The sequence below is a fragment of the Micromonospora phaseoli genome (genome assembly GCF_900109115.1).
Lineage (GTDB): Bacteria > Actinomycetota > Actinomycetes > Mycobacteriales > Micromonosporaceae > Micromonospora > Micromonospora phaseoli.
This window is the reverse complement of record NZ_FNYV01000003.1, coordinates 464214-489915: the sequence shown is the minus strand read 5'-3', so window position 1 is coordinate 489915 and position 25702 is coordinate 464214. Positions and strand designations below refer to the sequence as shown.

Genomic DNA, 25702 nt, shown 5'->3' with positions numbered 1-25702 from the left:
TGCCGCCACACCTGAGGAGCACCAAGCATGCCCACGCCCACCAAGGGCCCCCGCCTCGGCGGCAGCCCCGCGCACGAGCGGCTGATGCTGGCCAACCTGGCCACCTCGCTGTTCCAGCACGGCAAGATCAAGACCACCGAGACCAAGGCCCGGCGGTTGCGTCCGCTCGCCGAGCAGCTGATCACCAAGGCCAAGCGGGGCGACCTCGCGTCGCGCCGTCGGGTGCTGACCGTGGTCAAGGACAAGGACGTGGTCTACTCCCTGTTCGACCAGATCGCGCCGCGGTACGCCAACCGCAACGGCGGTTACACCCGGATCGTGAAGACCGGTCCGCGTAAGGGTGACGCCGCACCGATGGCGATCATCGAGCTGGTCGAGGAGCTTCAGGTCGCCGAGCCGAAGGCGAACAAGAAGACCGCCGGTCGTAAGGCCGCCCAGCAGGACAAGGTCGAGGCGCTGGCCCCGGCCGACGAGGCCCCGCAGTCGCGGCCGGCCGACCAGGACGCCGAGGCGCCCCAGTCGGTCTCCGGTGACACCGTCGCTGCCCGCAAGGACAGCGACGAGGCCACCGAGAACAAGGCCTGAGCGCAGGCAGGCATCGTCGGGCCCGGCATCCCTCACGGGGTGCCGGGCCCGACGCCGTTGACGGAGGTACGAGGTGGACGACCGAACCCGGCTACGGCTGGACGTCGCGTACGACGGCACCGGCTTCTCCGGCTGGGCCGCCCAACCTGACCGGCGTACGGTCGCCGGGGTGCTGGTGGAGGCGCTGGACCTGGTGCTCGGCGCGGGCACCGCGACCGGACTGACCGTCGCCGGGCGTACCGACGCCGGGGTGCACGCCACCGGCCAGGTCTGCCACGTCGACCTGCCCGCGCAGGTCTGGGCGGCGCACGAGGGTCGGCTGCTGCGTCGACTGGCCCGGCTGCTCCCACCGGACGTGCGGATCCGGGCGATGAGCGCGGTTCCGGCCACCTTCGACGCCCGGTTCTCGGCGACCTTCCGCCGCTACGAGTACCGGATCACCGACGCTGCCTGGGGCGCGGATCCGCTGCGCCGGCACGAGATCCTGGCCTGGCCTCGCGCGCTCGACCTCGACCGGCTCACCGCCGCCTCGGCCGGCCTGGTGGGGGAGCACGACTTCGCGGCGTACTGCCGGCGCAAGGAGAACGCGACCACGCTGCGGGAGGTGACCCGGCTGGACTGGCGGCGGGACGCCGACGGGACTCTGGTCGCCACCGTGCAGGCGGACGCGTTCTGCCAGGCCATGGTGCGCAGTCTGGTCGGCGCGATGCTGGTCGCCGGGGACGGCCGCCGGCCGGTCCAGTGGCCGGCCGGTCTGCTCACCCGCCGGGAACGGTCCAGCGAGGTGACCGTGGCGCCGGCGCACGGTCTGACCCTGGTGGCGGTCGGCTACCCGGAAGATCCGGCCGAGTACGCCCGCCGGGCCGAGGCGACCCGGCGGCTGCGGGTGCCGGCGGAGGCCTGAGGTCGCCGACAGCGGTACGCCACGGTTGCCCGACGTCACGGACGGCAGACACGGACAGGAGGCGGGCGCACGGAGCGCCCGCCTCCCGTCGTGCCGGTCAGTTCTCGGTGTTTCCGTCCTGGTTGCCGGTGCCGTCGGTGGGCGTCTCGGTCGGCTGGCTCGCCGTGCCACCGGCCGCCCGCAGTTCCAGCACACCCTGGTTCAGGTGCTGTTCGAGCATGTCGAAGAGGATCTCGCGGACGCCGGTGTCGCCGGAGCGGATGGTCGCGCCGTCGACCCGGGCGACCACCGCGTACGCGATGTAGTGGCCGCGTACCTGCCAGCCGACCCTGGCCGGAGCGGTGGCGAGGACCTCGGTGCCCTCGTCCGCCGACATGCCACGGAAGCGGCCCTGCCGCTCGTCGAGCAGCCGGCGGATCTGGTCCCGGGCCCGTTCGGCGCTGGACCGGTCGGTGAGGTTGAACAACCCGGTGGTGACGAGGTGGTCTCCGTCCGGCGCGCGAAGGGTGGCCCGGACGACCTGGTTACAGCCGAGCCGGACCAGCAGTTCTGCGACCTCCCCGGTGGCGGCCACCGGACAACTGGCGCTGGACTGGGTGCGGAGCACCTCGTACCCGGTCTGGCCGTCACCGACCGTCAGGGTGCTGGCGGGGAAGACCTCCCGTGCGGTCAGCGGTGCCTGGTCGGTGTCCCGGGAGTCGAGGTCGCTCGGCTGCGCCGGTTCGGTGCCCCGGGTGGTGTCGGTCGCGTCGCTGGGCGCCGCCTGCTGGCCGATCAGTTGCCGGCCGTCCAGCAGGGCGGCGGCGGTGAGGCCGAGGAGGCCGAGCAGCACCAGTACGGCCGCGCTCCCGATCAGCACCTGCCAGGCGCGGCCACCACCGCGTCGCGGTGGTGGCGCGGCGGTCGGGGTGGCCGGATCCGACGGCGCTGCCGCCACAACGGTCGGTGCCGGTTCGGCGGGCGCTGCGGGTGCCATCTCGTACCGTGGTGCCGGTTCCTGGGGCGGTGCCGCCGAGGGCAGCAGGAGCTGGTTCGGACTCGCCAGCGACGGAGTGGGGAAGCGCGACGGGGACGGCCCGGCCGGGGGCGGCGGAGCGGACTGGGGCGACTCGCCCTGGGGCTCGTCCTCCCGGTAAGGGACGTATGCGTCCTCATCGGAGTCGTACCGATACACCATGTGGTCCACAATAGGGATGTTTATCCCTTTAGGGGGCATTTTTGCGAAACGTGCCGGACCGTTGTGTCGGATCGATCGACGACTCGACACGGGCGGCGGGCTCGATCCGGCCCGGTGCGAGAATGGCCGGCGTGACCGGGGACCACTACTTCACCGTCGAGCCGAACGCGCCCGCCCATGCCCGCGAGGTGCAGTTCACCATCGCCGGCCGCGACTACACCCTGGCCTCCGCCGCCGGGGTCTTCTCGGCCACCCGCCTCGACCTGGGCACGGCCGTGCTGCTGCGCAAGGCCGAGCTGCCGGCCCCCACCACCACCGGTACCCTGCTCGACCTCGGCTGCGGCTTCGGCCCGATCACCAGCGTGCTCGCCACCGTCGCCCCCGCCGCGACGGTCTGGGCGGTGGACGTCAACGAGCGGGCCCGGGAACTGACGGCGGCGAACGCGGCCCGCCTCGGCGCGACGGGCCGGGTGCACGTGGCCGCCCCCGAAGACGTGCCCGGCGACATCGGCTTCACCCAGATCTGGTCCAACCCGCCGATCCGCGTCGGCAAGGACGAACTGCACCAGATGCTGCTGCGCTGGCTGCCTCGACTCTCCCCGGACGGAATCGCCTGGCTGGTGGCGGCCCGTCATCTCGGCGGCGACTCGCTGCAGCGCTGGCTGGTCGACCAGGGTTGGCAGGTGGGGCGGCACGCCAGCCAGAAGGGCTTCCGGGTGCTGCGGGTCAGCCGCTGACCGGGTAATGGGTTGGCCGGCGGGCCTGGCTCCGGCAGGATGCCCGCGTGGGATACGTGGACGTGGCGGCGGTCGGGCATGTCCTGCCGGACGGTCGGGAACTCTTCGCCGACGTGTCGTTCCGGGTCGGTGAGGGCGCCAAGGTGGCGCTGGTCGGACCGAACGGCGCCGGCAAGACGACGTTGCTGCGGATGGTCGCCGGCGACCTGCCGGTACCGACCGGCGCGATCACGCGTACCGGTGGGTTGGGCGTGATGCGTCAGTTCATCGGCATGATCGGTGACGAGTCGACGCTCGCCGACCTGGCGCTGTCGCTCGCCCCGCCCGGGCTGCGTGCCGCCGGCCACCGCCTGGTCGAGACCGAGGCAGCCATGCGAGCGGCCGAGCTACGCGGCAAGTACAGCACCGCCGCCGGCAAGGCCCAGTTGGCGTACGCGGACGCGCTCGCCGCCTGGGGCGAGACCGGCGGGTACGACGCCGAGGTGCTCTTCGACACCGTCGCCACCATCGTCCTCGAACTGCCGTGGGACACCGCTCGGCACCGCCCGGTCCGTACCCTCTCCGGTGGACAGCAGAAACGCTTCGCGCTCGAACTCCTGCTGCGCGGCCCCGACGAGGTGTTGCTGCTCGACGAGCCGGACAACTTCCTCGACGTGCCTGGCAAACGTTGGCTGGAGGCGCGGCTGCGGGAATCGGCCAAGTCGGTGCTCTACGTCTCACACGACCGGGAGTTGCTGGCACACACCGCCGACCGGGTGGTCGCGGTGGAGGGCGGCAGCGCCTGGGTGCACCCGGGCGGCTTCGCCAGCTGGCACGAGGCGCGCGTGTCCCGACACGACCGCCTCGACGAACAGCGCAAGCGGTGGGACGAGGAGCACCAGAAGCTGCGTGAGCTGATGCTGATGTACAAGCAGAAGGCCGCGTACAACTCCGGGATGGCCTCGCGCTACCAGGCGGCGCAGACCCGGTTGCGCAAGTTCGAGGAGGCCGGGCCGCCGCCCGTACCGCCGAAGGAGCAGGACATCCGGATGCGGCTGGCCGGCGGGCGGACCGGCAAACGCGCGCTGATCTGCGAGCAGCTGGAGCTGGACGGCCTGACCTATCCGTTCGACCTGGAGCTGTGGTACGGCGACCGCCTCGCGGTGCTGGGTGCCAACGGCACCGGCAAGTCCCACTTCCTGCGCCTGCTGGCCCGGGGCGGAACCGACCCGGATCCGGCGAACGGACCGGTCGACTCGGCGGCGGCGCTCGCGCCGGTGGCCCATGCCGGGGTGGCCCGGCTCGGCGCGCGGGTCCGGCCCGGTCACTTCTCCCAGACTCACGACCGGCCGGAGCTGACGCCGAAGACGCTTGTCGAGATCCTCTGGCGGGGAGACGAACACCGGACCGGCATGGACCGGCACGCGGCGATGGCCGCGCTGAGCCGGTACGAGCTGGCCGGGCAGGGTGACCAGCGGTTCGGCACTCTCTCCGGCGGGCAGCAGGCACGCTTCCTGGTGCTGCTGCTCGAACTGTCCGGCGCGACCATGCTGCTGCTCGACGAGCCGACCGACAACCTCGACCTGGCCTCGGCCGAGGCGCTGGAGGCCGGGCTCACGGCGTTCGCCGGCACGGTGGTGGCGGTGACGCACGACCGCTGGTTCACCCGCACCTTCGACCGGTTCCTGCTGTTCGGCGGCGACGGTGAGGTGGTGGAGACGGACGAGCCGGTCTGGGACGTCAGGTGATCGACCATGAGCTGGTCACCTGACTCGGCGGGCGGTCATCGGGGCGACATATGGTGATCTGGTGACTGAGATGACCTATCGCCGGCTGGGCGACTCCGGGCTCGTGGTGTCCGTCGTGGGGATCGGCTGCAACAACTTCGGCCGCAAACTCGATCTCGACGGCACCCGCGCGGTCGTCGACGCCGCCCTCGACGTCGGGATCAACTTCTTCGACACCGCCGACATCTACGGCGAGCCGCACGGGGCCTCGGAGGCGCAGCTCGGCGCGGCCCTCAAGGGCCGCCGCGACGACGTGGTGGTGGCCACCAAGTTCGGCATGTCGATGAGCGGCGGCAACGGGCGCGACTTCGGGGTACGCGGCTCGCGGCGCTACGTGATCCGGGCGGTCGAGGCCACGCTGCGCCGGCTGGACACCGACTACATCGACCTCTACCAGTTCCACGAGCCCGATCCGGGCACCCCCATCGACGAGACGCTCTCCGCACTGGACGACCTGGTCCGCGCCGGAAAGGTGCGCTACCTGGGCAACTCCAACTTTGCCGGCTGGCAGATCGCCGACGCCGACTGGACGGCCAAGACCCGGGGGCTGACCCGGTTCGTCAGCGCGCAGAACCACTACAGCCTGCTCAACCGGGACGCCGAGATCGAGGTGCTGCCCGCCTGCGAGCGGTTCGGCCTGGGCATGCTGCCGTTCTTCCCGTTGGCCAACGGGCTGCTCACCGGCAAGTACAAGCGCAGCGAGTCCCCACCCGCCGGCAGCCGCCTGGCCGGGGGCGGCCGGTACGCCCAGCGTCTCGCCGCCGCCGACTGGGACACCATCGAGGGTCTCGAGGCGTACGCCGCGCAACGGGGCGTGTCGGTGCTGCACGTGGCCATCGGCGGGCTGGCCGCCCAGCCGGCGGTGACCTCGGTCATCGCCGGCGCCACCACGCCCGAGCAGGTGCGCGCCAATGCCGAGGCCGGTGCCTGGCAGCCCACCGAGGCCGATCTCAAGGCCCTGCGGGTGGTGCTCGACCGGTAGCCACCGCACCGACGAGGCCCCGCCCGGCTGGTGCCGGACGGGGCCTCGGTGTTCAGTCGGGACGGTCGCTCAGAGGCGACGCCCGGGAGCCAGCCGGGTGGGGTCACCACCGAGCCGGCCGGCGCCGGCGACGGAATCACCGTCGTTGGCGCGTACGCCCGCTGTGCTGGCTGAGCCACCGAGCCGGACGATCATGGCGTCGGCGTCCCGGATCAGCACGTCCCGGACCTCGGCCTCGCCGACCAGTTCAGCGTCACCGGCCAGCGTCCGGAACGCGGTGAGCTGGTTGATCGCCCGCTTGTCGTTGCCCTCCGCCTCTGCCGTACGGGCGTTGGAGAGCCGTTTCGACAACTGGTTGTGTGCCTTCGTGGAGAGCCGGCCCGTCGCCTTGAACCGGTCCAGCAGGTTCTGCATGTCCCGGAACGAGGTGGTGACGAAGAAGCGGACCGACGCGGTGGTGGCGTTGCCCGCCTTGTCGGTTGCCGTGACGGTCAGCTCGTGCAGGCCCAGCGGCAGCTCGTACATCGCCTGGAGCGTGCCGCTGACGTACGGGCGGTCGTCGAGTTGACCGACCACTGAGGCGATGCCCGAGGTCGGATCGACCGCCTGCCACGACACCCGGACGTCCTGGCTGTCCCCGTAGAGCTGGCCGTCGGCGATGCCGGAGACCAGCAGGGTGGGCTTGGTGCCGTCGATCCGGACCACCGCCGACTTGAGCGTCTCGGCGTTGCCGGCGTTGTCGGTGGCCCGGTAGAGCAGCTCGTGGTCCCCGTCACCACTGATCTGCACCGGCTCCGTGTACGGCGTCCAGTCGCCGCCGTCCAGCGACCACTCCAGCAGCTTCACCCCGGAACCGGCGTCGGTCGAGGTGAGCACCACCGGGATGGTGCCGTCGTGCCAGCCCGCGTCGTTCGCCGGAGCGAACGTCGCGGTGCTGACCGGCGCGGTGGCGTCGATTCGGACGGCGACCGTCTTCGTCTCCTCCACGTTGCCGGCCTCGTCCACCGAGCGGAACCGCAGCTCGTGCTCGCCGTCCCCGGTCACCTGCACCGGTGCCGTGTAGGCGGTCCAGGCGGTGGCGTCATCGAGCTGGTACTCGGTGCGAGCCACCCCGCTGCCGCCGTCGTTGTCGGCGGCGGTCAAGGTGACAGTCGCCGGGCCGGTGAGCCAACCCTCGACCGGGGTGCCGGACACCTCGGCCGTGGTGACCGGTGCGGTGTCGTCGTCCGGTCCGGCCTCGGTGGAGAACCGGAAGTAGTCGAACGACGCCGACTTCGAGGCGGTCTGGTTGCCGCCGAGGGTGAACACACCCACCTTCGGGGTGGCCCCCACGGCCGCGTTGGTCAGCCCGGTCAGGGCCGTCCAGGTGGTGCCGTCGGCCGAGTACGACCCGGTGAAGGTGTCACCGGTGCGGGCCAGCCGCAGATACCACTCGGCCGAGGTCAGGTTCTCCGCACCCGGCTGTGGATCCTGGATCGTCCCGTCGATCTCGCTGCGCAGCTCGATCCGCCGGGACACCGGCTGGCCGGCCTGGTTGTCCACCACGAAGTCGAACTTCAGGTAGTTGTCGTCATCGCCGTACACGATCAGACCGGCCTGCTGGTACTGCTCGTCCAGCAGACTGCCGTCGATCTTGGTCTCCATCGTCCAGTCGCCGCTCGGCGCGTTCTGGAGGATGAAGTTCGTCGGCTCGGTGTTGTTGGTGCCGTAGATGTCACCGTTGGGCACGTCGATGTGCAACGAGCCACCGCTGACCCGGTAGGCGCTCAGGTCCTCCCGGAGGATCGCGTCCCACCGGCACTTGTCCAGCGAGATGCCGGTGAACTCGTCGGACGGGTCGACCGGGCCGGCCGGCTCGTCCGGTATCACCTGGAACCAGTCGAACGCGGCATCCACCACGGGCGCGTCAGTGCCGCCGTTGAGGGCGAACAGACCGATCCGCGGGTTCTCGATGCCGGCCAGCGCGGCGGACCGGCCGACCGGGGTGAAGGTCTGCCCGTCGGCGGAGAGCGCGGCGGTCAGGTCGGTGCCGTCGCTGCTCACCCGTAGGTAGACGGTGTCACCCGCCGGTGCAGCGGCGCTGTCGGTGCTCTCGTTGCGTGGCGTGCCGGCGTCCTCCCGGATGAACTCCACCCGTCGGCTGCCGTTGTAGAGCAGATCCAGCTTGGCGTAGTTGTCGTCGTCGCCGTACACCAGCAGGCCGGCCTGCTGGTAGTTGGCCGTGACCGGGAGAGTCACCTTGGTGGTCGCCTGCCAGGCACCCGTCGGCGCGGGCTGGAGCACCAGGTTGGTGGCGTCGTTGCGGCTGCCGTAGAGGTCACCGACCCCGGTGGGAAGTCGCAGCGCGCCGTCGGAGACGGACAGGAGCTGGTTCTCCCGCACCACGCTGGTCCACCGGTCGCGGTTGAGCGTGTCGCCGTCGAAGTCGTCCGAACGTGCCCCGAGGCAGGACGTGTTCGGCGAGTCGACCCGGACCGGCACGGTGGCATACGACCGGGCACCCCGGCTGTCGGTCACCGTCAGGGTGGCGGTGAAGTTACCGGGCGCGCGGTACGTGTGCTCGGCCTGGAGAGTGTCCGCCGTGTCACCGTCACCGAAGTCCCACTCGTAGGTCAGCGGGGTGTCGCCCTCGGGATCGGTGGCCGTGCCGCCGAACGCGATGGTCACCGGCGCGGTGCCGCCGGCCGGGGTGGCGGTGGCGGTGACCACCGGCGGTGCGTTGTCGGTGACGCCCTTGCCGATGAAGTCCGCCCAGTTGACGTTGAAAAGCGACCCCGCGCCGCCGGCCGGGTCCTGGGCCACGAAGTACAGCGATCCGCTCGCTGCACCGGTCACCGGTGCGGTGACGTCGGTGTACGTCTGCCAGTCGCCGGTGCTCGGCACGGTGGCCGAGGCGACCACCGGACCGTCGACCGCGCCGGCCCGCACCTCGATCACGCCGCCGTCGACCGCCGAGGCGGCCCGGAACCGGATCTCGTCAATCTCGGTCAGGTCGGCCGGAACGACCGACCACCAGTCACCGTCCTCGATGAAGCCGATGTTCTGGCCACCGCCGGCAGCGTCGCTGGTGGTCTCCCGCTGCACACCGGGATCACCGCCACCGGTGCTGTTCGGCGCCCGGCCGGTGTCGCTGAAGTACTCGGCCTGCTTGCGCTTCGGCTGGAGGATCTCGATGACCCGACCGGTCAGCGGGCCGGCCCCGCCGACCCCGCCCTGGTCGGTGTAGGTCGCCTCGAAGACGGTGAACACGTCCGCCTCGGCGCCGTGCCCGGCGGCGAGCTGGGTCTGCACCGTGCCGGTGCAACCGGTGTGCTGCTCCAGCGGGTGGGCGTGTTCGTCGTGACCGAGGAGAACCTGGAGCTGGACGTCGTCGCAGTCGATCTCCCCGTCCTCCGGGTCGGTCACCTTGATGGTGTACTTGACCTGGTCGCCCCAGTTGAAGAAGCCACCGTCCGGCGGGAACTCGATGGTCACGGTCGGGGCGGTGTTGCCCACCGTGACCGGGACGTTCGCCACCGCCGTACGACCCTTGGGGTTGGTGACGGTGAGCTGGGCGGTGTAGTTGCCCGCCTCGGCGTACGTGTGGGTCGGGTTCGCCTCGGTGGAGGTGCCACCGTCGCCGAACGTCCACGCGTAGGTCAACCCGCCGCCGTCCGGGTCGCGGGAACCGGCGCTGGAGAAGGCCACGGCCAGCGGGGCCGGACCGGAGGTCGGCTCGGCACTGGCCACCGCGATCGGTGCCCGGTCACCGGCGATGTAGTCGATCCGGTAGACGCCGGAGTTGTCGTTGTTGCCACCGAAGCCGCTGCCCCACTCGATCAGGTACATCGCGCCGTCGGGGCCGAACTCGAAGTCCATCGGGCGGATGAAGGTCATCCCGGTGAGTAGCTGGTTGATGTCGACCAGTTCCTGGCCGTCCCCGGTGACCTGCATCGTGTACATCTTCGACTGGTTCCACTCGCCGAGCAGCGCCTTGCCGTCGAAGTACGCCGGCCACTTGCGGTCCGAGTCGAGGTCGGCGTCGTACCGGTAGACGGGGCCGCCCATCGGCGCGCCGCCGCCACCGATCTCCGGGTACCGCGGGTCACCGCTGTAGCCGTAGTCGACGGTGGCCGGGATGGCCGGTGGGAGGTTGGTCAGGCCGGTGTTGTTGGGCGAGTTGTTCACCACGGCGGCGCAGTCGAACTTCGGTCCGCTCGGGCCGGACGGGAACTGGTAGTCGTTGTACGCCTCGTTGCTTCCCTGGCAGTACGGCCAGCCGTAGTTGCCGGGTTCGGCGACGATGTTCCACTCCACCAGGCCCCGGGGGCCACGGTTCGGGTTGTCCGAGGCGGCGTCCGGGCCGTAGTCGGCGACGTAGAGGGTGTCGGTGCTCGGGTCGATGCCGATCCGGAACGGGTTCCGGAAGCCCATGGCGTAGATCTCCGGGCGGGTCTGCGCCGTACCCGGCGGGAACAGGTTGCCCTCCGGGACGGTGTACGTCCCGTCGTCCTCCGGGTGGATCCGGATCACCTTGCCGCGCAGGTCGTTGGTGTTGCCGGAGGTCCGCTGCGCGTCATAGTCGGCTCGTCCGGGCCGCTCGTCGATCGGCGTGTACGCGTCCGAGGAGAACGGGTTGGTGTTGTCGCCGGTGGCCAGGTAGAGGTTGCCGGCGGAGTCGAAGGTCATGGTGCCACCGGCGTGGCAGCAGGTGTTGCGCTGCGTGTCGACCTGGAGGACGACCTTCTCCGTGGCCGCGTCGATCGAGTCGCCGCCCACCGTGAACCGGGACAGCAGGTTGCGCGCGACCCCGTCGTTGGGGGCGTAGTACAGGTACACCCAGTTGTTGGTGGCGAAGTCCGGGTCGAGCCGGATGCCGATCAGGCCGTCCTCGTTGCCGGTGAAGACGTCGAGGTCGATGGCGGTGACCGTGTTGCCGGTGTCCGGCTTGACGATCTGCACCCGGCCGTCGCGCTCGATGTAGAAGACCCGGCCGTCGGGTGCGACGTCCAGCTCCATCGGGTTGCTGGTGTTGCTGTCCAGCGTCACCTTCTCGAAGCTCTCGGTCAGCGAGGCGCGGCAGTCGGCGTCCTGCACCCCGGCTGCGGTCCGGATACCGCCGAGCAGGTGGGCGAGGAACTGCGGCTCGGCGTACGACTCGTTGGTGTGGCCGCCGCCGGTGTACCAGGCCCGGCCACCGTCGTAGTCCTGGCACCACGCGATCGGGTGGTCGTGGCCCATCGCGCCGGAGCCGGCGGAGTAGCTGGTCTCGTCGAGGGTGGCCAGCACGTGCACGTCGCCGCGCGGGTTGGTGCGGAAGTTGTACCACTCGTCGTACCGGGACCACTGCTCCGGCAACTCCGCGGTGGACGGGTGGGCGGGATCCTCCACCTTGACCGTCGCCTGCTGGTTGGCCGGGTGGCTGTTGAAGTACGCGCCGACCAGTTCGCCGTACCAGGACCAGTCGTACTCGGTGTCGGAGGCGGCGTGGATGCCGGCGTACCCGCCGCCGGCCTGGATGTAGCGCTCGAAGGCCGCCTGCTGCTCGTTGTTGAGCACGTCACCGGTGGTGGAAAGCCAGATGACCGCCTGGTAGTTCGCCAGGTTCGCGTCGGTGAAGGCGGCACTGTCCTCGGTGGCGTCGACGGTGAAACCGTGCTCGACGCCGAGTTGCTGGATGGCGGCGATGCCGACCGGAATGGAGCCGTGTCGGAAGCCGGCGGTCTTCGAGAAGACCAGCACCGAGAACGGCTCGGCGGCGGCCTCGGGGGCTGCCTGCCTGGCGTTCGCGGGCAGCGCCGCGTTCGCGGCCGGGGCGGCGCTCGCGGCGGGGACTCCGAAGAGCATGGTCGCGGCGAGGCCGAGGGAGAGAAAGGTTGCTGTCAGAGGTAGGCGGGCACGGCGGGGTCGAGGCACACCGGTCTCCTTCGTCCACACTGGACTTGGGTCGCGGGGGCCGGCTCGCCGAAGACCGGCCCGGATGGAGCCGATCAGGACCGCCTTGCCGGGGCATCCGTTTCGGCATTATGTCGAGTCGCTGAACAAATTAATCCGCTGAAATCGATTAATGGCAAGGCTTCGATTGGTAACGTTTCGGCAACGGCGGGTGACATTCCTGTCTGGACAGGTGCAAAGCACCCATGCCTGCGCCGAAGGAGGGGCCCCCTGTTAACGCCTCCGGTAGAGCAGGGGTCCCCTGTTAACACATCCGCCGTCACGCCGGAGCTGGGCGCACGCCTTGGCAGTCCGGCGGATCTGTCGTACGGTGACACGCAAGTGACCCACGGGAGCCCGGTCGACCGGGCTGAGAGGGGGGCTGAGAGCCCCCGACCGTCGAACCTGATCCGGGTAATGCCGGCGCAGGGAGGAGTACCGCCATGCCGTCCCTGGGGCGACTGCATCTGATCACCGACACCCGGCCCGGACGGGATCCGCTCGCCGTGCTGGCAGCCGTGCTGCCGGTGGCTCGTGCCGAACTGGTGGTGCAGGTCCGGGTAGCGGAGACCGCGACCGACCGCGAGGCGTACGACCTGACCCAGCGGGTGGTCAGGCTCACCGCGCCCTACGGGGTGACCTGCCTGGTCAACGACCGGCTGCATGTGGCGTTGGCGGCGAGGGCGGCTGGCGGTCACGTGGGCGCGGACGATCTGCCGGTGACGGCGGCCCGACAGGTACTCGGTCCGACCGCCGTGCTGGGCGCCACCGCGCGGTATCCGGGAACGGCCGTCGAGGCGGTGTCCGCCGGCGCGACGTACCTGGGTGTGGGCCCCTGCTACGCCACCACCACCAAGAGCGGGCTGCCGCCGGAGATCGGGGCGGCCGGTGTACAGGCGGTGGCGGAGGCGGTCGACGTGCCGGTCATCGCGATCGGGGGAGTGACAGCTGCGGCGGTGCCCGAGCTGCGGGCCGCCGGGGCGTACGGGGTGGCGGTGGTCGGTGCGCTTTCCGCTGCGGCCGACCCGGCCCGCGCCGCCGTCGAGTTGCTCCGGGGGCTCTCGTGTTAACAGGGGGCCCTTCCTCTACCGGAGGCGTTAACAAGGGGCCCTTCCTTACACCAGATGTGGTGGTGGTGGGGGCGGGGCCGGTGGGGCTGGCGATCGCGTGGCGGTGCGCGGCGCGCGGGATGCGGGTGGTGGTGCATGATCCGGCGCCCGGGTCGGGTGCCTCGCACGTCGCCGCCGGGATGCTGGCGCCGGTGGCCGAGGCGTACTTCGGCGAGCGGGAGCTGACCGGTCTGCTCACCGAATCCGCCGCCCGGTGGCCCGGATTCGCTGCCGAGCTGGCCGAGGCGACCGGTGTGGACATCGGCTACCGGACCGAGGGCACGCTGGTGGTCGGGCTCACCGCGGACGATCTGGCCGAGGCGCGCCGGCTGTGGGCGTACCAGCAGGGGTTGGGGCTGCCGGTGACGCCGCTGCGTCCCTCGCAGCTGCGTGAGCGCGAGCCGGCGCTGGCTCCCCGGGTGCGGGGTGGCGCGCTCGCCCCCACCGACCACCAGGTCGACCCGCGTCGACTGGTGCCGGCGCTGCGGCTCGCGGCAGAGCGAGCCGGCGCGGTGCTGGTCAGCGAGCCGGTGCGCCGGCTGCGCGACGTGACGGCGGGCGTGACCGTGGTCGCGGCCGGCTGCGGCGCCGCCGCCCTGACCGGGCTGCCGGTCCGGCCGGTGAAGGGTCAGGTGTTGCGGCTGCGTACACCCGATGGAGGTCCGCCGGGCTTCCGGCACGTCGTGCGGGGGTATGCCGACGGCGAGCACGTGTATCTCGTCCCGCGAGACAGCGGTGAGGTGGTGGTTGGCGCCACCGTCGAGGAGCGCTCCGACCTGGGTGTCTGCGCGGGCGCGGTGCTGCGGCTGCTGCGAGCGGCAGTCGATCTGGTGCCCGAACTCGCCGAGTACGACCTTGTGGAGACGCTGGCCGGACTGCGCCCCGGTACGCCGGACAACGCCCCGATCCTGGGTCCGCTGCCGGGTCAACCGGACGTGCTGGTCGCCACCGGTCACCACCGGCACGGGATCGTGCTGACCCCGGTCACCGCGGACCTGATCACCGACCTGATCACCGGTGGCGGCGCTGATCCGCTGCTCGCCCCCTTCCGGCCGGACCGGTTCGCGGTCACGCCGAACGCCGCGCCGGCTGCCGAGCCGCCCCCGTCCGGCGGCGTCGCATCCGCGTCGGCGGTCGGGTCTGGTGCTCGTACAACGTCCGAGCGAGCGATGGAGGATGACTCGTGGAACTGACGGTGAACGGTGTCGAGCGCAGCGTGCGCGACGGGGTCACGGTCGCCGAACTGGTCCGGGACGTCTCCGGTCAGGAGCGGGGCGTGGCGGTGGCCGTGAACGGCGAGGTGGTGCCGCGTACCGGCTGGCCGGCGACCGCGCTGTGCGGCGGCGACCAGGTTGAGGTGCTCAGCGCCGCCCAGGGCGGGTGAGCCGGATGGATGGCGAACCGACTGGTTTCGAGCTGGGCGGCGTGCGGTTCGGTTCCCGACTGATCCTCGGCACCGGCGGGGCCGCGAACCTGCACGTGCTGGAGCAGGCGATCCGGGCATCCGGCACCGAGTTGGTCACCCTGGCGCTGCGGCGGGTGGAGGCCGTACCGGGTCGCTCGGGCGGCCTGCTGGACCTGATCGACCGGTGTGGCGTGCGGCTGCTGCCGAACACGGCCGGCTGCTACACGGCCGGCGAGGCGGTGAAGGTGGCCCGGTTGGCCCGGGACGCGTTCGACACCGACTGGATCAAACTGGAGGTGATCGGCGACGAGCGCACGCTGCTGCCCGACGGGGTGGAGCTGCTGCGCGCCGCCGAGGAACTCGTCGACGACGGATTCACCGTGCTGCCGTACACCTCGGACGATCCGGTGTTGGCGCGCCGCCTCGCCGACGTGGGCTGCGCGGCGGTGATGCCGGCGGGCGCGCCCATCGGATCCGGCCTGGGGATCAACAATCCGCACCACATCCGGCTCATCCGGCAACACGTCGACGTGCCGGTGATCCTGGACGCCGGCATCGGCACCGCCTCCGACGCGGCGCTGGCCATGGAGTTGGGCTGCGACGCGGTGCTGCTGGCCAGCGCGGTGACCCGGGCGGCGGACCCGGTGGCGATGGCCACCGCGATGCGGTACGCGATCGAGGCCGGCCGGCTCGCCCACGGCGCTGGCCGCATCCCCCGCCGCTTCCACGCCCTCGCGTCCACCCCCCACGAAGGACGTCCCGACCTGTGACGGCGCGGACTCAAGATCTTGGTACGAGAACGCCCCTACGGGGGCCGATTGGTACCAAGATTCACTCGATCTCGGGCGTCGTGCTGCTGACGGATCGACGGGTGGCGCGAGGGCCGCTGGCGACCGTGGTGGCGGCGGCCGTCGCCGGGGGAGTGCGATGGGTGGTGCTGCGCGAGAAGGACCTGCCGCGCGCCGAACGCCTCGCCCTCGCTGCCGAGCTGCGACCGATCCTGGCCGAGGCGGGCGGCACCCTCGTCGTCGCCGGCCCCGACCCGTTGCTCGCCGACCAGGGCCGCGACGTCGCCGGCACCGGCGCCTGCCGCGCCGCCGGCACCGCCACCGGCACTTGCCGCACCGGCACCGGCACTTGCCGCACCGGCACCGGCGCCTGCCGCGCCGGCGCCGTCGGTTGCATCGGCGCGGCCGGAGTCGCCACAGAGGTCCGGACGCCGATCGCGCTCCACCTGTCGGCGGCCGGCCCCTACCCGCCGCCGGCCGCCGACCTGGTCGGTCGCTCCTGTCACGACGAGGCGGAGCTACGCCGGCTCAGCAGCGAGGACTACGTCACCCTTTCGCCGGTCTACCCCACCAGAACGAAGCCCGGCTACGGCCCACCTCTGCTGCCCGAGGGGCTGGCCGAGCTGATCCGGCGGTGCCCGGTGCCGGCGCTGGCCCTGGGCGGCATCGAGTACCCGACCCAGGTGCGCGCCTGCGTCCAGGCCGGCGCCACCGGAGTGGCCGTCCTCGGCACCGTCATGCGTGCCCCCGACCCCCACCTGGCGGCCACCACCCTCGTCGAGGCCTTCCAGGAGGCGGCCACCTCGAATACCCACCCTCCGCCCCCAACAGCCCCAACGCCACCAGCGAACCCGCCCCCGCGAGCGAACCTCCCGCCGCTCCCGAACCGCGAAGCCGCGCAGCTCCGGACGGCACGGCCCACGACGGGGCTGCGGCCGACCGTGCCCACGCAGGGATCAAGCCTGACCGCCCGGAGTGGGCACGGTCGGCCGCAGCCCCCAACAGCAAGCCCCGAGAACCCCGAGGGAGAGACGTGACCACCCCCACCACCGTGCTCACCGTGGCCGGTTCCGACTCCGGCGGTGGCGCCGGCATCCAGGCCGACCTGAAGGTCTTCGCGGCGCTCGGCGCGTACGGCACCAGCGTCCTTACCGCGATCACCGCGCAGAACACCCGGGGTGTGGACGCCGTCCTGCCGCTGCCGCCGCAACTCGTCGCCGAACAGCTCGACAGCGTGTTGTCGGACTTCGCGGTGCGGGCGGTCAAGACCGGGATGCTCGGTACCCCGGCCGTGGCGGGCGCGGTCGCCGACGCGGCGTCGGCCGGCCGGCTGCCGCAACTGGTCGTCGACCCGGTGCTGGTGGCCACCAGCGGGCACCGGCTCGGTGTGGTGGAGGCGGTGGAGCGGCTGCTGCCGTACGCCCGGGTGGCGACCCCGAACAGCGCGGAGGCGGCGGCCCTCACCGGGGCCCAGGTGACCAGTGTTGCGGAGATGACGGCGGCCGCCCGGGCCCTGACGGCCGGCGGGCCGGAGTGGGTGATCGTGACCGGCGGCGACGTGGACACCGGCGAGGAGGCGGTGGACGTGCTGCACGGCCCGGACGGGACGAGTGTGTTGCGCGCTCCCCGGGTGCCGACCCGCCATACCCACGGAACCGGTTGCTCGTTCTCGGCGGCCATCACGGTGCGGCTGGCACTGGGCGATCCGGTGCCGGTGGCGGTCGCGACCGCCAAGGAGTACGTCACCCGCGCGCTGACCGGCGCGCGGGACTGGGAATTGGGCGCGGGACGCGGCCCGATGGACCACTTCGGCTGGTCCGCCTGATCAGGGAGGCTGTCATGCAGGCACGTCGCAAGGTGTACGTCGAGGGATCCCGGCCGGACATCCGGGTGCCGTTCGCGGAGGTGGAGCTGACCGGGGACAACCCGCCGGTGCGGCTCTACGACACCGCCGGGCCGGGTTCGGACCCGGAGGTCGGGCTGGCCGCACTGCGCGGACCGTGGATCGCCGAGCGGGGCGACGTGGCTCCGGTACGCGGCGCCGGCACCCCGCTGGGCGGGGTGGACGGGAAACGGCCGACTCAGCTCGCGTACGCGCGGGCCGGGATCGTCACCCCGGAGATGGAGTTCGTGGCGATCCGGGAGGGCATGGCGCCGGAGTTCGTCCGGGACGAGATCGCGGCCGGACGGGCGGTGCTGCCGCTCAACATCAACCACCCGGAGTGCGAACCGGCGATCATCGGCAAGGCGTTCCTGGTCAAGGTCAACGCCAACATCGGCACCTCGGCCGTCACCTCGTCGGTGGCCGAGGAGGTGGAGAAGCTGACCTGGGCGACGCGGTGGGGCGCGGACACGGTGATGGACCTGTCCACCGGCAAGCGGATCCACGAGACCCGCGAGGCGATCGTGCGCAACTCGCCGGTGCCGATCGGCACGGTGCCGATCTACCAGGCGTTGGAGTCCGTCGGTGGCGATCCGGTGAAGCTGAGCTGGGAGGTGTTCCGGGACACCGTCGTCGAGCAGGCCGAGCAGGGCGTGGACTACATGACGGTGCACGCCGGGGTGCTGATGCCGTACGTGCCGTTGGCGGTCGACCGGGTCACCGGGATCGTGTCGCGAGGCGGCTCGATCATGGCCGCCTGGTGCCTGGCGCACCACGAGGAGAACTTCCTCTACACCAACTTCCGTGAACTTTGCGAGATCCTGGCCCGCTACGACGTGACGTTCTCCCTGGGCGACGGGCTGCGGCCCGGCTCGATCGCGGACGCCAACGACGAGGCGCAGTTCGCCGAACTGCGCACCCTGGGCGAGCTGACCAGCGTGGCGTGGGAGTACGACGTCCAGGTCATGATCGAGGGCCCGGGGCACGTGCCGATGCACAAGATCAAGGAGAACGTCGACCTCCAGCAGGAATGGTGCCACGAGGCGCCGTTCTACACCCTCGGCCCGCTGACCACGGACATCGCGCCCGCGTACGACCACATCACCTCGGCCATCGGGGCGGCGATGATCGGCATGTTCGGCACCGCCATGCTCTGCTACGTCACCCCGAAGGAGCACCTGGGGCTGCCGGACCGGGACGACGTGAAGGCCGGCGTGATCGCGTACAAGATCGCGGCGCACGCGGCGGACCTGGCCAAGGGACATCCGGGCGCGCAGGCGTGGGACGACGCGCTGTCCAAGGCGCGTTTCGAGTTCCGCTGGGAAGACCAGTTCAACCTCTCGCTGGATCCGGAGACCGCGCGGTCCTACCACGACGCGACCCTGCCCGCCGAGCCGGCGAAGACGGCCCACTTCTGCTCGATGTGCGGACCGAAGTTCTGCTCCATGAAGATCAGCCAGGACCTCAAGGAGTACGCCGCCCGCGGCATGAAGGACAAGTCCGAGGAGTTCGTCGCCGCCGGCGGGCGGGTCTACCTCCCGCTCGCCTGACCGGGTTCCGCCGGGCCCGGCGGTCGGTCCGGCCGCCGGGTCCGGCCGCCGGGTCTGGTGGCGACGGCGGTGTGCACCGGCGGTCGGTCCGCTGGGGACGGCTGGGCCAGCCGGGGGAGCAGGTGCCCGGCCCGGCCCGGTTCGCGGGTGGCGACGTCAGTCGCGGTGGTGTCGCCCGGAGGAGCGCAGGGAGCGGCGTGGCTCATTCGACGGTTCGGGCTCGTCGTCGTCCAGCGGCCGACTCAGCCCGGACACCCAGTCGACGTACTCCTCGTCCTGGGCCAGCAGCGACTCGTCACGATCCGCCGCCGCACCTGCTTCCCCGGAGCGCGCCTTGCCTCGGCGGAACAGTCCGCGCCTGCCTCGCTCGGCCTCGCTGTCCGGCTGGACGTCTTCGGCGCGGGCGGCGGGTGGCTTGGTGAAGGCCGCTGACACGTCCCGGGCGGTGGCCGCCGGGTCGGTGGAGACCTCCGGGGTCGCGGCGAAGGCCTCCGCCAGGCCCCGTGCCGGCTTCGCCGGGCCAGGCCCGTCGAGCCGGGCCGGATCGGTGCCGGTGTCGGCTGCGCTGCTTTCTGGACCGGTGGTGGTGCCGGCAGGGCTCGCGGTGCCGGCTGGGCCGGTGGTGGTGCCGGCAGGGCTAGTAATGGTGGCCGGGCCGTTGGTGGCGGGGCTGTCGGTGGCGGCGGCTGAACCGGTGGCGGCGGTCGGTCCCGGCTCGCTGGCCGGTTGCGGGACGCGCGGACCGGCGGGGGCGAAGGCGTTCCAGGCCGTCGCCCGGTTCAGGTCCGGCATCGGGAACCGGTGCCCGGGTCGCGGCGCCACCTCGGGCGGTGTCACCTCGACCGATTCACTCGTGGCGACCTCCGGTGCTGGGGTGGGTGCCGCCGCAGGTGCGGCTGCGGCGGGGACGGGCGTCAAGGTAGCGGGCGTGGAGAGTTCGGGCGTCGAGGTAGCGGCTGCGGAGGGGACGGGGACGGAGGAAGCGGGCGTGGAGAGTTCGGGCGTGGAGGGGACGGGCGTGGAGGGGACGGGCAAAGGCTCGGTGGGCGCCTCGACATCTGCTCCGGCTGGGGGATCCGCCGGGCTCGGAGAGGTGGTGGGCGTCCGGGGCTTGCGGGTACGGCGGGGAGCCGGGGCCTTTGCGGATGTCGTCGCCGGGACGTCGTCGACCGGCTGAGTGGCTCGGACCCCGGGCCGGATGTCGCTGCCGTCACCCACGGGTGCCGAGTCGGTCGTCGCCGGGGACGGGTCGGCCCCCGGCTCCTCGGCCCGCTCGTCTGCCGCCGGCATGGCCGCCACTGGTCCGTCTGCCGCCACTGGTTCGTCTGCCGCCAGTGCGGCGGCGGTACCGCGCTTCGCCGACTCCTCAGTGGCGGCACTGCCGAAGGCAGACGTCGTCGGGTCGTCGGGTGCGTCGGTACGGGCATCCGGCCAGTGCCAGTGCGGCGGGGAGCCGTCGGTGGTACCGATGGGCTGATCCGCGCTGGTGCGCGCACCGCCGGTCGCCGGCCCCGCGCCGACCCGGTCGTCGACGACCACCGCCGGGCCGGTGGTGGTCGACTCCGTGTCGGTCGGCCGGCTGGCCGACCCGGGCAGGGCTGGGACCTCGGGCAGCGGCTGGAGGATGGCGGTCGGCTCGATGGCCGTGTCGGCGGTGGCCCGCCCATCGGGCGGCCAGGGCAGCAGCGCGGCGGCGGCCGAGCCGAGCGCACCGACGACGACCGCGATCAGCGCGCCGTAGTAGGGCGTGAGCTGGTAGCGGTCGCTGGCGCTGCCGGGACCGGCGGCCAGGTAGGCGAACGCCACCAGCACCGGACCGGCTACCCCGCTCGGGACGCTGACCAGCGGTGGATGCCCGCGCCGCCGGGCCAGGGCCGCGGTCGCCGCACCGGCCAGCAGGGTCACCGTCGGCAGGATCAGCAGCGCCAGTTGCTGTGCCGCGTCGGCGGAGAGCCACGCCGGCTCCAGCACACCGAGGCGAACCGGGGTCAGCGGTCCGCTCGCGCCCAGTGACGGTAGGACCGACAGCAGCGCGAGCAGCCAGACCACCGCGGCCACCACGGCCATGTTCCAGGCGAGCGGTGGCCGGACCAGCACGGCCAGCGCGGCGCCCCCGCCGATCACCGCGCCGAGGCCGGCACAGATCGCCACGGCCCAGACCGGGTCGACCGAGATGAGTTCGGCGCCACGGGCCGGTTGCATGCACAGCGGCGCCACGACCATGGCGCCCAGCGCGGCACTGCCCGCGACGGCCAGCCGCCGGGTGGTCCCGGTGAGCTGCCCGCCGTGGCGGACCAGCCGTTCGGCGAGTACGGCACCGATCACGGCGGCGTTCGTGGCGAACCAGCCGGCCCAGACGAGCTGGGCCGGCCACTGGTTGACGCTCACGCCGGTGAACGCGCCGGTGAGCCGGACGATGCCGAAGCCGAAGGCGAGGCCGAGTTGCCCGGCGCCGGCCAGCAGGCTGACGCCGAACGCTGTGAACAGAAGTCGGCTCGATGTCCGATGGGCCATGTCCGGCACGTTACGGTCCGTCGTCACCGATCGCCACCGGCGCGCCGTGCGAGGCCGGAGTACCTGCTCGCGGCGGGTCTACTTGAGCTCGACCAGCCGGGCCAGGTATGTCGTGTCCCCGACGTTGGTGAGCATGTGAACGGCCCCCGGGTCGCGGTAGACCACCCCGCCGGTCGGCTCGTCGGCGTCGATTCTGGTGCCGTCGACGGTCTGTACGACGTTCTTCGCGCCCTGCACGGCCACCACGAGGTAGGGGTGGTCGTGCCGGTGCAGCGGCTGCCGCTCGCCCGGCTCCAGCCGGATGTGCCAGACCCGCACCCGGTCGTTCTCGAAGACGATCTCCTGCCCCACCGGACCGAGGACGGGTTCTCCTCCGGGTGAGTGCAGGTCGAGTGGTGTCCCGGTCATGGGGTTCCGTCCAGTCGGGGCAGCACCTCGGCGGCGATCAGCTCCAGGTGGTCCAGGTCGTTGAGGTCGATCAGGCGCAGATGCACGCGGGAGGTGCCGATCGCCGCGAATTCGCCGATCCGGTCGACCAACTGTTCCGGGGAGCCGACCACCGGGTCCTCGGGCGGCAGCGCGCTCTTCACGTGCAGCGGCGCGGCCCGCCGCCGCGCGTCGGCGTCGGTACGGCCGATCGCCACCACGATCCCGGCGGAGAGGGTCAGCGGCCGGCGTCCGGAGCCGCTGCGGTCGACCCGGTGACCCGCCTCGCGTACCCGGTCGTACGCCTCGGCGGTCTGTTCGACGCTGGTGAAGGGCACGTTGAACTCGTCGGCGTACCGAGCGGCCAGCTCCGGCGTGCGCTTGGGGCCGCGTCCGCCGACGATCACCGGCGGCCCGGGGGTCTGCACCGGCTTGGGCAGGGCGGGACAGTCGGTGAGCCGGTAGTGGTCGCCGGTGTAGCTGAAGGTCCCGCCGGACGGGGTGCCCCAGAGTCCCGTGATCACTTCCAGCTGCTCGGCGAGCCGGTCGAAGCGTTCGCTGGTGCCGGGGAAGGGGATGCCGTACGAGACGTGCTCGCGGGCGTACCAGCCGGCGCCGATGCCCAGCTCGACCCGGCCGCCACTCATCTGGTCGACCTGCGCCACCATCACCGCCAGCGGGCCGGGCGGCCGGAAGGTCGCCGACGTGACCAGGGTGCCCAGTCGGATCCGGCTGGTCTCCCGGGCGAGCGCCGCCAGCGTCAGCCAGGCGTCGGTCGGGCCGGGCAGCGCCGGCTCGTCGCCCATGGCCTGGTAGTGGTCGGCGCGGAGGAATGCCTCGAAGCCGCCATCCTCGGCGAGTCGGGCGAACCGGAGCTGGTCGTCGTAGCTGGCGCCCCGGTGTGGCTCGGTGAAGACGGCCACCCGCATGTTCATCGTCCCTCCGTGCCGGCGGTCGCCGGCTCGTCGCGTTCCATCAGCAGTTCGTGCAGGTCGGCACTGACCCGGGCGACGTCCGCCAAGTGGGCGTTGCGGCCGAGGGTGCGGGGCCGGGGAATGGTCACCTCGACGACCTTGCGGACCCGGCCGGGACGCGGGCTGAGCACCACCACCCGGTCGGCCAGCAGCACCGCCTCGTCGATGGAGTGGGTGACGAAGACGACCGTCGCGCCGTTGCGCATGTGCACCCGCTGCAACTCCCCGGCCAACTCCTCGCGGGTGAGCGCGTCGAGCGCCGAGAACGGCTCGTCCATCAGCATCACCCGGGGGTCGCCGATCAGTGACCGGCACAGCGACACCCGCTGCTGCATGCCACCGGACAGCTCGTGCGGCAGCCGCTTCTCGAAGCCGGAGAGCCCGGCCACGTCGAGCAGATTCCGCGCCCGGTCCCGGTGGTCGGCGCGCTTCCAGCCGAAGATCTCCACCGGCAGGAGGACATTGTCCAGCACCGTGCGCCACGGCAGCAGGGCCGGCCGCTGGAACAGCATGGCGATGTCCCGGCGCGGCCCGGTGACCGGTGCGCCGGCGACGGTGATCTCGCCGGAGGAGACCGGGATCAGGCCGGAGATCAGACGCAGCAGGGTGGACTTGCCGCACCCGGAGCGGCCGAGTACCGCGACGAACTCGCCCTCGGCGACATCGAGGGTGATGCCGCGTAACGCCTCGACCCGGCCGGCACGGCCGTCGAAGGTGCGCGAGACCTCGGACAGTCGGATCATCTCCGGCGGGCCTCCCCTGAGTGGGTAGTCAGGAATCCGCCAAAGGCTAGCGGTCCGCGTCCCCTATCGCACCGTCCGGGGGTGGACATCACTTTGTTTCCGTTCCGCAACCCGGTACGCCTGGCGTCGCAAAGGTGAGGTTCTCGTACGCTGTGCCCGCGAAGAGTCCCCCTCGTACGCGGTGTCGGCTTCCATCCGGCTGCCGGTGCCGCCCCGACAACTCCCTTCCGGCGGCCCGACGCCCCGGTTGGAAAGGACAAGGTGCACTGATGAGAAGGCTGACCCGCACGGTCGCCGCGGCCACGATGGCCACCGCCCTCGCCATGGTCTCCGCGTGCAGCAGCGGATCGGACGACGCCGACGACAACGGCGTGGGTTCGTCGTTGGAGCAGGTGACCTACCTCACGTCGTTCGGCAACTTCGGTCGCGACGCCTACGCCTGGGTGGCCAAGGAGAAGGGCTACTTCAAGGACGCCGGCTTCGAGGTCGAGATCAAGCCCGGGCAGGGCACCGGCTCGATCATCCAGACGGTCGTCGGCGGCCAGGCACACTTCGGTCCGATCGACCTGACCGGCGGTCTGCTCCAGTTCGGCAACGGCGAGGCCAAGGACTTCGTGGCGGTGGCCGCCATCCAGCAGCGCACGATGGCCGCCATCGCCACCGTCGAGGGCACCGGCATCAACACGCCCAAGGACCTGGAGGGCAAGAAGCTCGCCGACACTCCCGGCTCGGTGGTCCGCAACCTCTTCCCGACGTACGCGCGGCTGGCCGGCATCGACTACACGAAGGTGACCTGGGTCAACGGTGAGGCGCAGACCCTGATGGGCACCCTGGCCTCCGGCTCGGTCGACGGGATCGGCCAGTTCGTCGTCGGCCAGCCGACCATCGAGACGGTGACCAAGAAGAAGGCCGTCATGCTGCCGTACAGCAACGTCATGCAGGACCTCTACGGCAACGTGCTGATCACCTCCAAGCAGATCGCCACCGAGAAGCCGGAGATGGTCAAGCGGTTCTCCGCGGCGCTGCTCAAGGGCCTGGAGTACGCCCTGGCGAACCCGCAGGAGGCGGCCGAGATCCTGGCGAAGAACGCCGAGGCCGTGAATCCCGCCGCGGCCGCAGCCGAGTTGGAGCTGATGGCCGGCTACGTCCGCTCCAGCAACTCCGGGACGGCGCTGGGCACGCTGGACAGTGGTCGGGTCGCCAAGAGCATCGCGATCCTGCGCGGTGCGGGTGCCCTGAAGTCGGACCTCACCCCCGAACAGATCATCGATTTCAGCCTCGCGCCGGCGGCCTGAGACCGACCAGTTCCGCACGGGGTACGCCGCACCGGCCCGCCGGTGTGGCGTACCCCGCCCCGTGAAAGCACCGAACCGCAGGAGGATCCCGATGACCGACGTCCGCCCACGGCAGCCGGAGGCGACGCTCGCTGCCGAGCAGTCCCCGGTCGTACCGCGTGGCCGGCGGTGGCGACCGGACGATCTGCGGGCCGGCGCGGTCACGGCGCTCCTGCCGGCCGCCGGTCTGCTGGTCGCGCTGGGCCTCTGGTGGCTGGTGGCCCGGCTGGAGCTGATCCACCCGGCCGCCCTGCCGCCGCCCGGTGACGTGCTGACCGCGTTCGCCGCGCGCCCCGCACGGCTGTTGGAACACACCGCCGCGACCACCGGCGAGATCCTGCTCGGCTTCGCGCTCTCCGCCGTGGCCGGGGTGCTGATCGGCCTGGCGCTGGCCGCCTCCCGGACGGTCGAGCGGATGTTCACCCCGCTGCTCGTCGCCGTCAACGCGGTTCCGAAGATCACCCTCGGTCCGCTGCTGGTGGTGGCGCTCGGCTGGGGTCAGAAGCCCATCCTGACCATGGTCTTCCTGCTCTGCTTCTTCCCGATCGTGCTGTCCACCGCGACCGGCCTGACCACCACGCCGGCGGAGCTGGCCGAGTTGGCGCGGTCCTGGAACGCCTCCCGCTGGCAGGCGTTCCGCAAGGTCCGGTTCCCGGCCGCGCTGCCGCAGATCTTCGTCGGCCTCAAGGTCGCCATGCCGCTGGCCGCGATCGGTGCCGTCATCGGCGAGTTCCAGGCCGGCGAAGGTGGTCTCGGCTACGTCATCCAGCAGTACGCCGGCATCGGCGACACCGCCACCGCGTGGGCGGCGATCATCCTGGTCGCCCTGGTCAGCATCCTGCTCTACGCCGCGCTGGTGCTCGCCGAGCGCCGCAGCCTGCCCTGGCTGCGCGAGACCACCTCCAGCCGCTGA

At 71.9% G+C, this 25702-nt stretch carries 20 protein-coding genes and 1 riboswitch; of the genes, 14 read left to right on the top strand and 6 right to left on the bottom strand.

The window, feature by feature from the left end; genetic code table 11:
• Positions 1-27: 27 nt before the first annotated feature.
• Together rplQ and truA are read left to right on the top strand one after the other, a co-directional pair.
• A complete protein-coding gene (gene rplQ / locus BMY89_RS10460; protein WP_092378612.1) occupies positions 28-585 on the top strand; it encodes a 50S ribosomal protein L17 in 558 nt (185 codons plus the stop codon).
• 73 nt (positions 586-658) lie between these two features.
• The gene (truA, locus tag BMY89_RS10455) at positions 659-1489 is read left to right on the top strand and encodes a tRNA pseudouridine(38-40) synthase TruA (RefSeq protein ID WP_092378609.1); all 831 of its coding nucleotides are present in this window, start codon (positions 659-661) and stop codon (positions 1487-1489) included.
• A 97-nt stretch (positions 1490-1586) separates the two neighbouring features.
• Here the strand turns inward: truA and BMY89_RS10450 are convergent, their stop codons facing one another.
• A complete protein-coding gene (locus tag BMY89_RS10450; RefSeq protein ID WP_092378606.1) occupies positions 1587-2666 on the bottom strand; it encodes a hypothetical protein in 1080 nt (359 codons plus the stop codon).
• Between the two features lie 131 nt (positions 2667-2797).
• Here BMY89_RS10450 and BMY89_RS10445 point away from each other — a divergent pair, with 131 nt between their 5' ends.
• The 3 genes from BMY89_RS10445 to BMY89_RS10435 all read left to right on the top strand — a co-directional run bounded on the left by BMY89_RS10445 (position 2798) and on the right by BMY89_RS10435 (position 6151).
• Positions 2798-3403, top strand: coding sequence for a class I SAM-dependent methyltransferase (locus BMY89_RS10445; RefSeq protein WP_092379283.1), 606 nt, complete (start codon positions 2798-2800; stop codon positions 3401-3403).
• 47 nt (positions 3404-3450) lie between these two features.
• Positions 3451-5130, top strand: coding sequence for an ABC-F family ATP-binding cassette domain-containing protein (locus BMY89_RS10440; protein WP_092378603.1), 1680 nt, complete (start codon positions 3451-3453; stop codon positions 5128-5130).
• 70 nt (positions 5131-5200) lie between these two features.
• Complete coding sequence (locus BMY89_RS10435) at positions 5201-6151, top strand: aldo/keto reductase (protein ID WP_092378600.1); 951 nt, start codon at positions 5201-5203, stop codon at positions 6149-6151.
• A 69-nt stretch (positions 6152-6220) separates the two neighbouring features.
• On the opposite strand, the gene BMY89_RS10430 is transcribed toward BMY89_RS10435, so the two are convergent.
• A complete protein-coding gene (locus BMY89_RS10430) occupies positions 6221-12046 on the bottom strand; it encodes a ThuA domain-containing protein (protein WP_092379280.1) in 5826 nt (1941 codons plus the stop codon).
• A 358-nt stretch (positions 12047-12404) separates the two neighbouring features.
• Positions 12405-12513, top strand: a riboswitch (TPP riboswitch).
• Here BMY89_RS10430 and BMY89_RS10425 point away from each other — a divergent pair.
• The 7 genes from BMY89_RS10425 (at position 12508) to thiC (ending at position 18798) form a co-directional block, all read left to right on the top strand.
• Entirely contained in the window at positions 12508-13134 is a 627-nt protein-coding gene (locus tag BMY89_RS10425; RefSeq protein WP_092379277.1) for a thiamine phosphate synthase, read from the top strand. (Overlaps the previous riboswitch by 6 nt.)
• The gene (thiO, locus tag BMY89_RS10420; protein WP_092378597.1) at positions 13128-14366 is read left to right on the top strand and encodes a glycine oxidase ThiO; all 1239 of its coding nucleotides are present in this window, start codon (positions 13128-13130) and stop codon (positions 14364-14366) included. Before BMY89_RS10425 ends, thiO begins: the two co-directional genes overlap by 7 nt.
• Positions 14357-14557: a sulfur carrier protein ThiS gene (gene thiS / locus BMY89_RS10415; protein WP_092378594.1), complete on the top strand. Its 201-nt coding sequence runs from the start codon at positions 14357-14359 to the stop codon at positions 14555-14557. The genes thiO and thiS overlap by 10 nt, the downstream gene beginning before the upstream one ends.
• Before the next feature lie 5 nt (positions 14558-14562).
• Positions 14563-15348, top strand: a complete 786-nt coding sequence (locus BMY89_RS10410; RefSeq protein WP_092379274.1) for a thiazole synthase — start codon at positions 14563-14565, stop codon at positions 15346-15348.
• Positions 15345-16403 (top strand): thiamine phosphate synthase, encoded by a 1059-nt coding sequence (locus BMY89_RS10405; protein WP_307818765.1) that lies wholly within the window; start codon positions 15345-15347, stop codon positions 16401-16403. The genes BMY89_RS10410 and BMY89_RS10405 overlap by 4 nt, the downstream gene beginning before the upstream one ends.
• Positions 16400-17191: a bifunctional hydroxymethylpyrimidine kinase/phosphomethylpyrimidine kinase gene (gene thiD, locus BMY89_RS10400; protein ID WP_092378589.1), complete on the top strand. Its 792-nt coding sequence runs from the start codon at positions 16400-16402 to the stop codon at positions 17189-17191. Before BMY89_RS10405 ends, thiD begins: the two co-directional genes overlap by 4 nt.
• A gap of 14 nt (positions 17192-17205) precedes the next feature.
• Entirely contained in the window at positions 17206-18798 is a 1593-nt protein-coding gene (gene thiC, locus BMY89_RS10395) for a phosphomethylpyrimidine synthase ThiC (protein ID WP_092378586.1), read from the top strand.
• A gap of 156 nt (positions 18799-18954) precedes the next feature.
• Here thiC and BMY89_RS10390 read toward each other — a convergent pair whose 3' ends face one another.
• The 4 genes from BMY89_RS10390 to BMY89_RS10375 all read right to left on the bottom strand — a co-directional run bounded on the left by BMY89_RS10390 (position 18955) and on the right by BMY89_RS10375 (position 23455).
• A complete protein-coding gene (locus BMY89_RS10390; RefSeq protein WP_092378583.1) occupies positions 18955-21312 on the bottom strand; it encodes a hypothetical protein in 2358 nt (785 codons plus the stop codon).
• Between the two features lie 78 nt (positions 21313-21390).
• Entirely contained in the window at positions 21391-21720 is a 330-nt protein-coding gene (locus BMY89_RS10385) for a cupin domain-containing protein (protein ID WP_092378580.1), read from the bottom strand.
• Positions 21717-22667, bottom strand: coding sequence for an LLM class F420-dependent oxidoreductase (locus tag BMY89_RS10380; protein ID WP_092378577.1), 951 nt, complete (start codon positions 22665-22667; stop codon positions 21717-21719). Before BMY89_RS10380 ends, BMY89_RS10385 begins: the two co-directional genes overlap by 4 nt.
• A 2-nt stretch (positions 22668-22669) precedes the next feature.
• Positions 22670-23455 carry an ABC transporter ATP-binding protein gene (locus BMY89_RS10375; protein WP_092378575.1) on the bottom strand — a complete coding sequence of 262 codons (786 nt, stop codon included), beginning with the start codon at positions 23453-23455 and terminating at the stop codon, positions 22670-22672.
• A gap of 269 nt (positions 23456-23724) precedes the next feature.
• Between BMY89_RS10375 and BMY89_RS10370 the strand changes: the two genes are divergently transcribed.
• A complete protein-coding gene (locus BMY89_RS10370) occupies positions 23725-24750 on the top strand; it encodes an ABC transporter substrate-binding protein (protein ID WP_092378572.1) in 1026 nt (341 codons plus the stop codon).
• Between the two features lie 91 nt (positions 24751-24841).
• On the top strand, positions 24842-25702 hold the full coding sequence (locus BMY89_RS10365; RefSeq protein WP_092378568.1) for an ABC transporter permease: 861 nt from the start codon (positions 24842-24844) through the stop codon (positions 25700-25702).

Coding starts and splice junctions, on each gene's coding strand:
- BMY89_RS10450 (WP_092378606.1), bottom strand. CDS start 2,666: ATGGTGTATCGGTACGACTCCGATGAGGACGCATACGTCCCTTACCGG.
- BMY89_RS10390 (WP_092378583.1), bottom strand. CDS start 21,312: ATGGCCCATCGGACATCGAGCCGACTTCTGTTCACAGCGTTCGGCGTC.
- BMY89_RS10425 (WP_092379277.1), top strand. CDS start 12,508: ATGCCGTCCCTGGGGCGACTGCATCTGATCACCGACACCCGGCCCGGA.
- BMY89_RS10370 (WP_092378572.1), top strand. CDS start 23,725: ATGAGAAGGCTGACCCGCACGGTCGCCGCGGCCACGATGGCCACCGCC.
- rplQ (WP_092378612.1), top strand. CDS start 28: ATGCCCACGCCCACCAAGGGCCCCCGCCTCGGCGGCAGCCCCGCGCAC.
- BMY89_RS10410 (WP_092379274.1), top strand. CDS start 14,563: ATGGATGGCGAACCGACTGGTTTCGAGCTGGGCGGCGTGCGGTTCGGT.
- BMY89_RS10380 (WP_092378577.1), bottom strand. CDS start 22,667: ATGCGGGTGGCCGTCTTCACCGAGCCACACCGGGGCGCCAGCTACGAC.
- BMY89_RS10375 (WP_092378575.1), bottom strand. CDS start 23,455: ATGATCCGACTGTCCGAGGTCTCGCGCACCTTCGACGGCCGTGCCGGC.
- BMY89_RS10385 (WP_092378580.1), bottom strand. CDS start 21,720: ATGACCGGGACACCACTCGACCTGCACTCACCCGGAGGAGAACCCGTC.
- BMY89_RS10365 (WP_092378568.1), top strand. CDS start 24,842: ATGACCGACGTCCGCCCACGGCAGCCGGAGGCGACGCTCGCTGCCGAG.
- thiC (WP_092378586.1), top strand. CDS start 17,206: ATGCAGGCACGTCGCAAGGTGTACGTCGAGGGATCCCGGCCGGACATC.
- BMY89_RS10435 (WP_092378600.1), top strand. CDS start 5,201: ATGACCTATCGCCGGCTGGGCGACTCCGGGCTCGTGGTGTCCGTCGTG.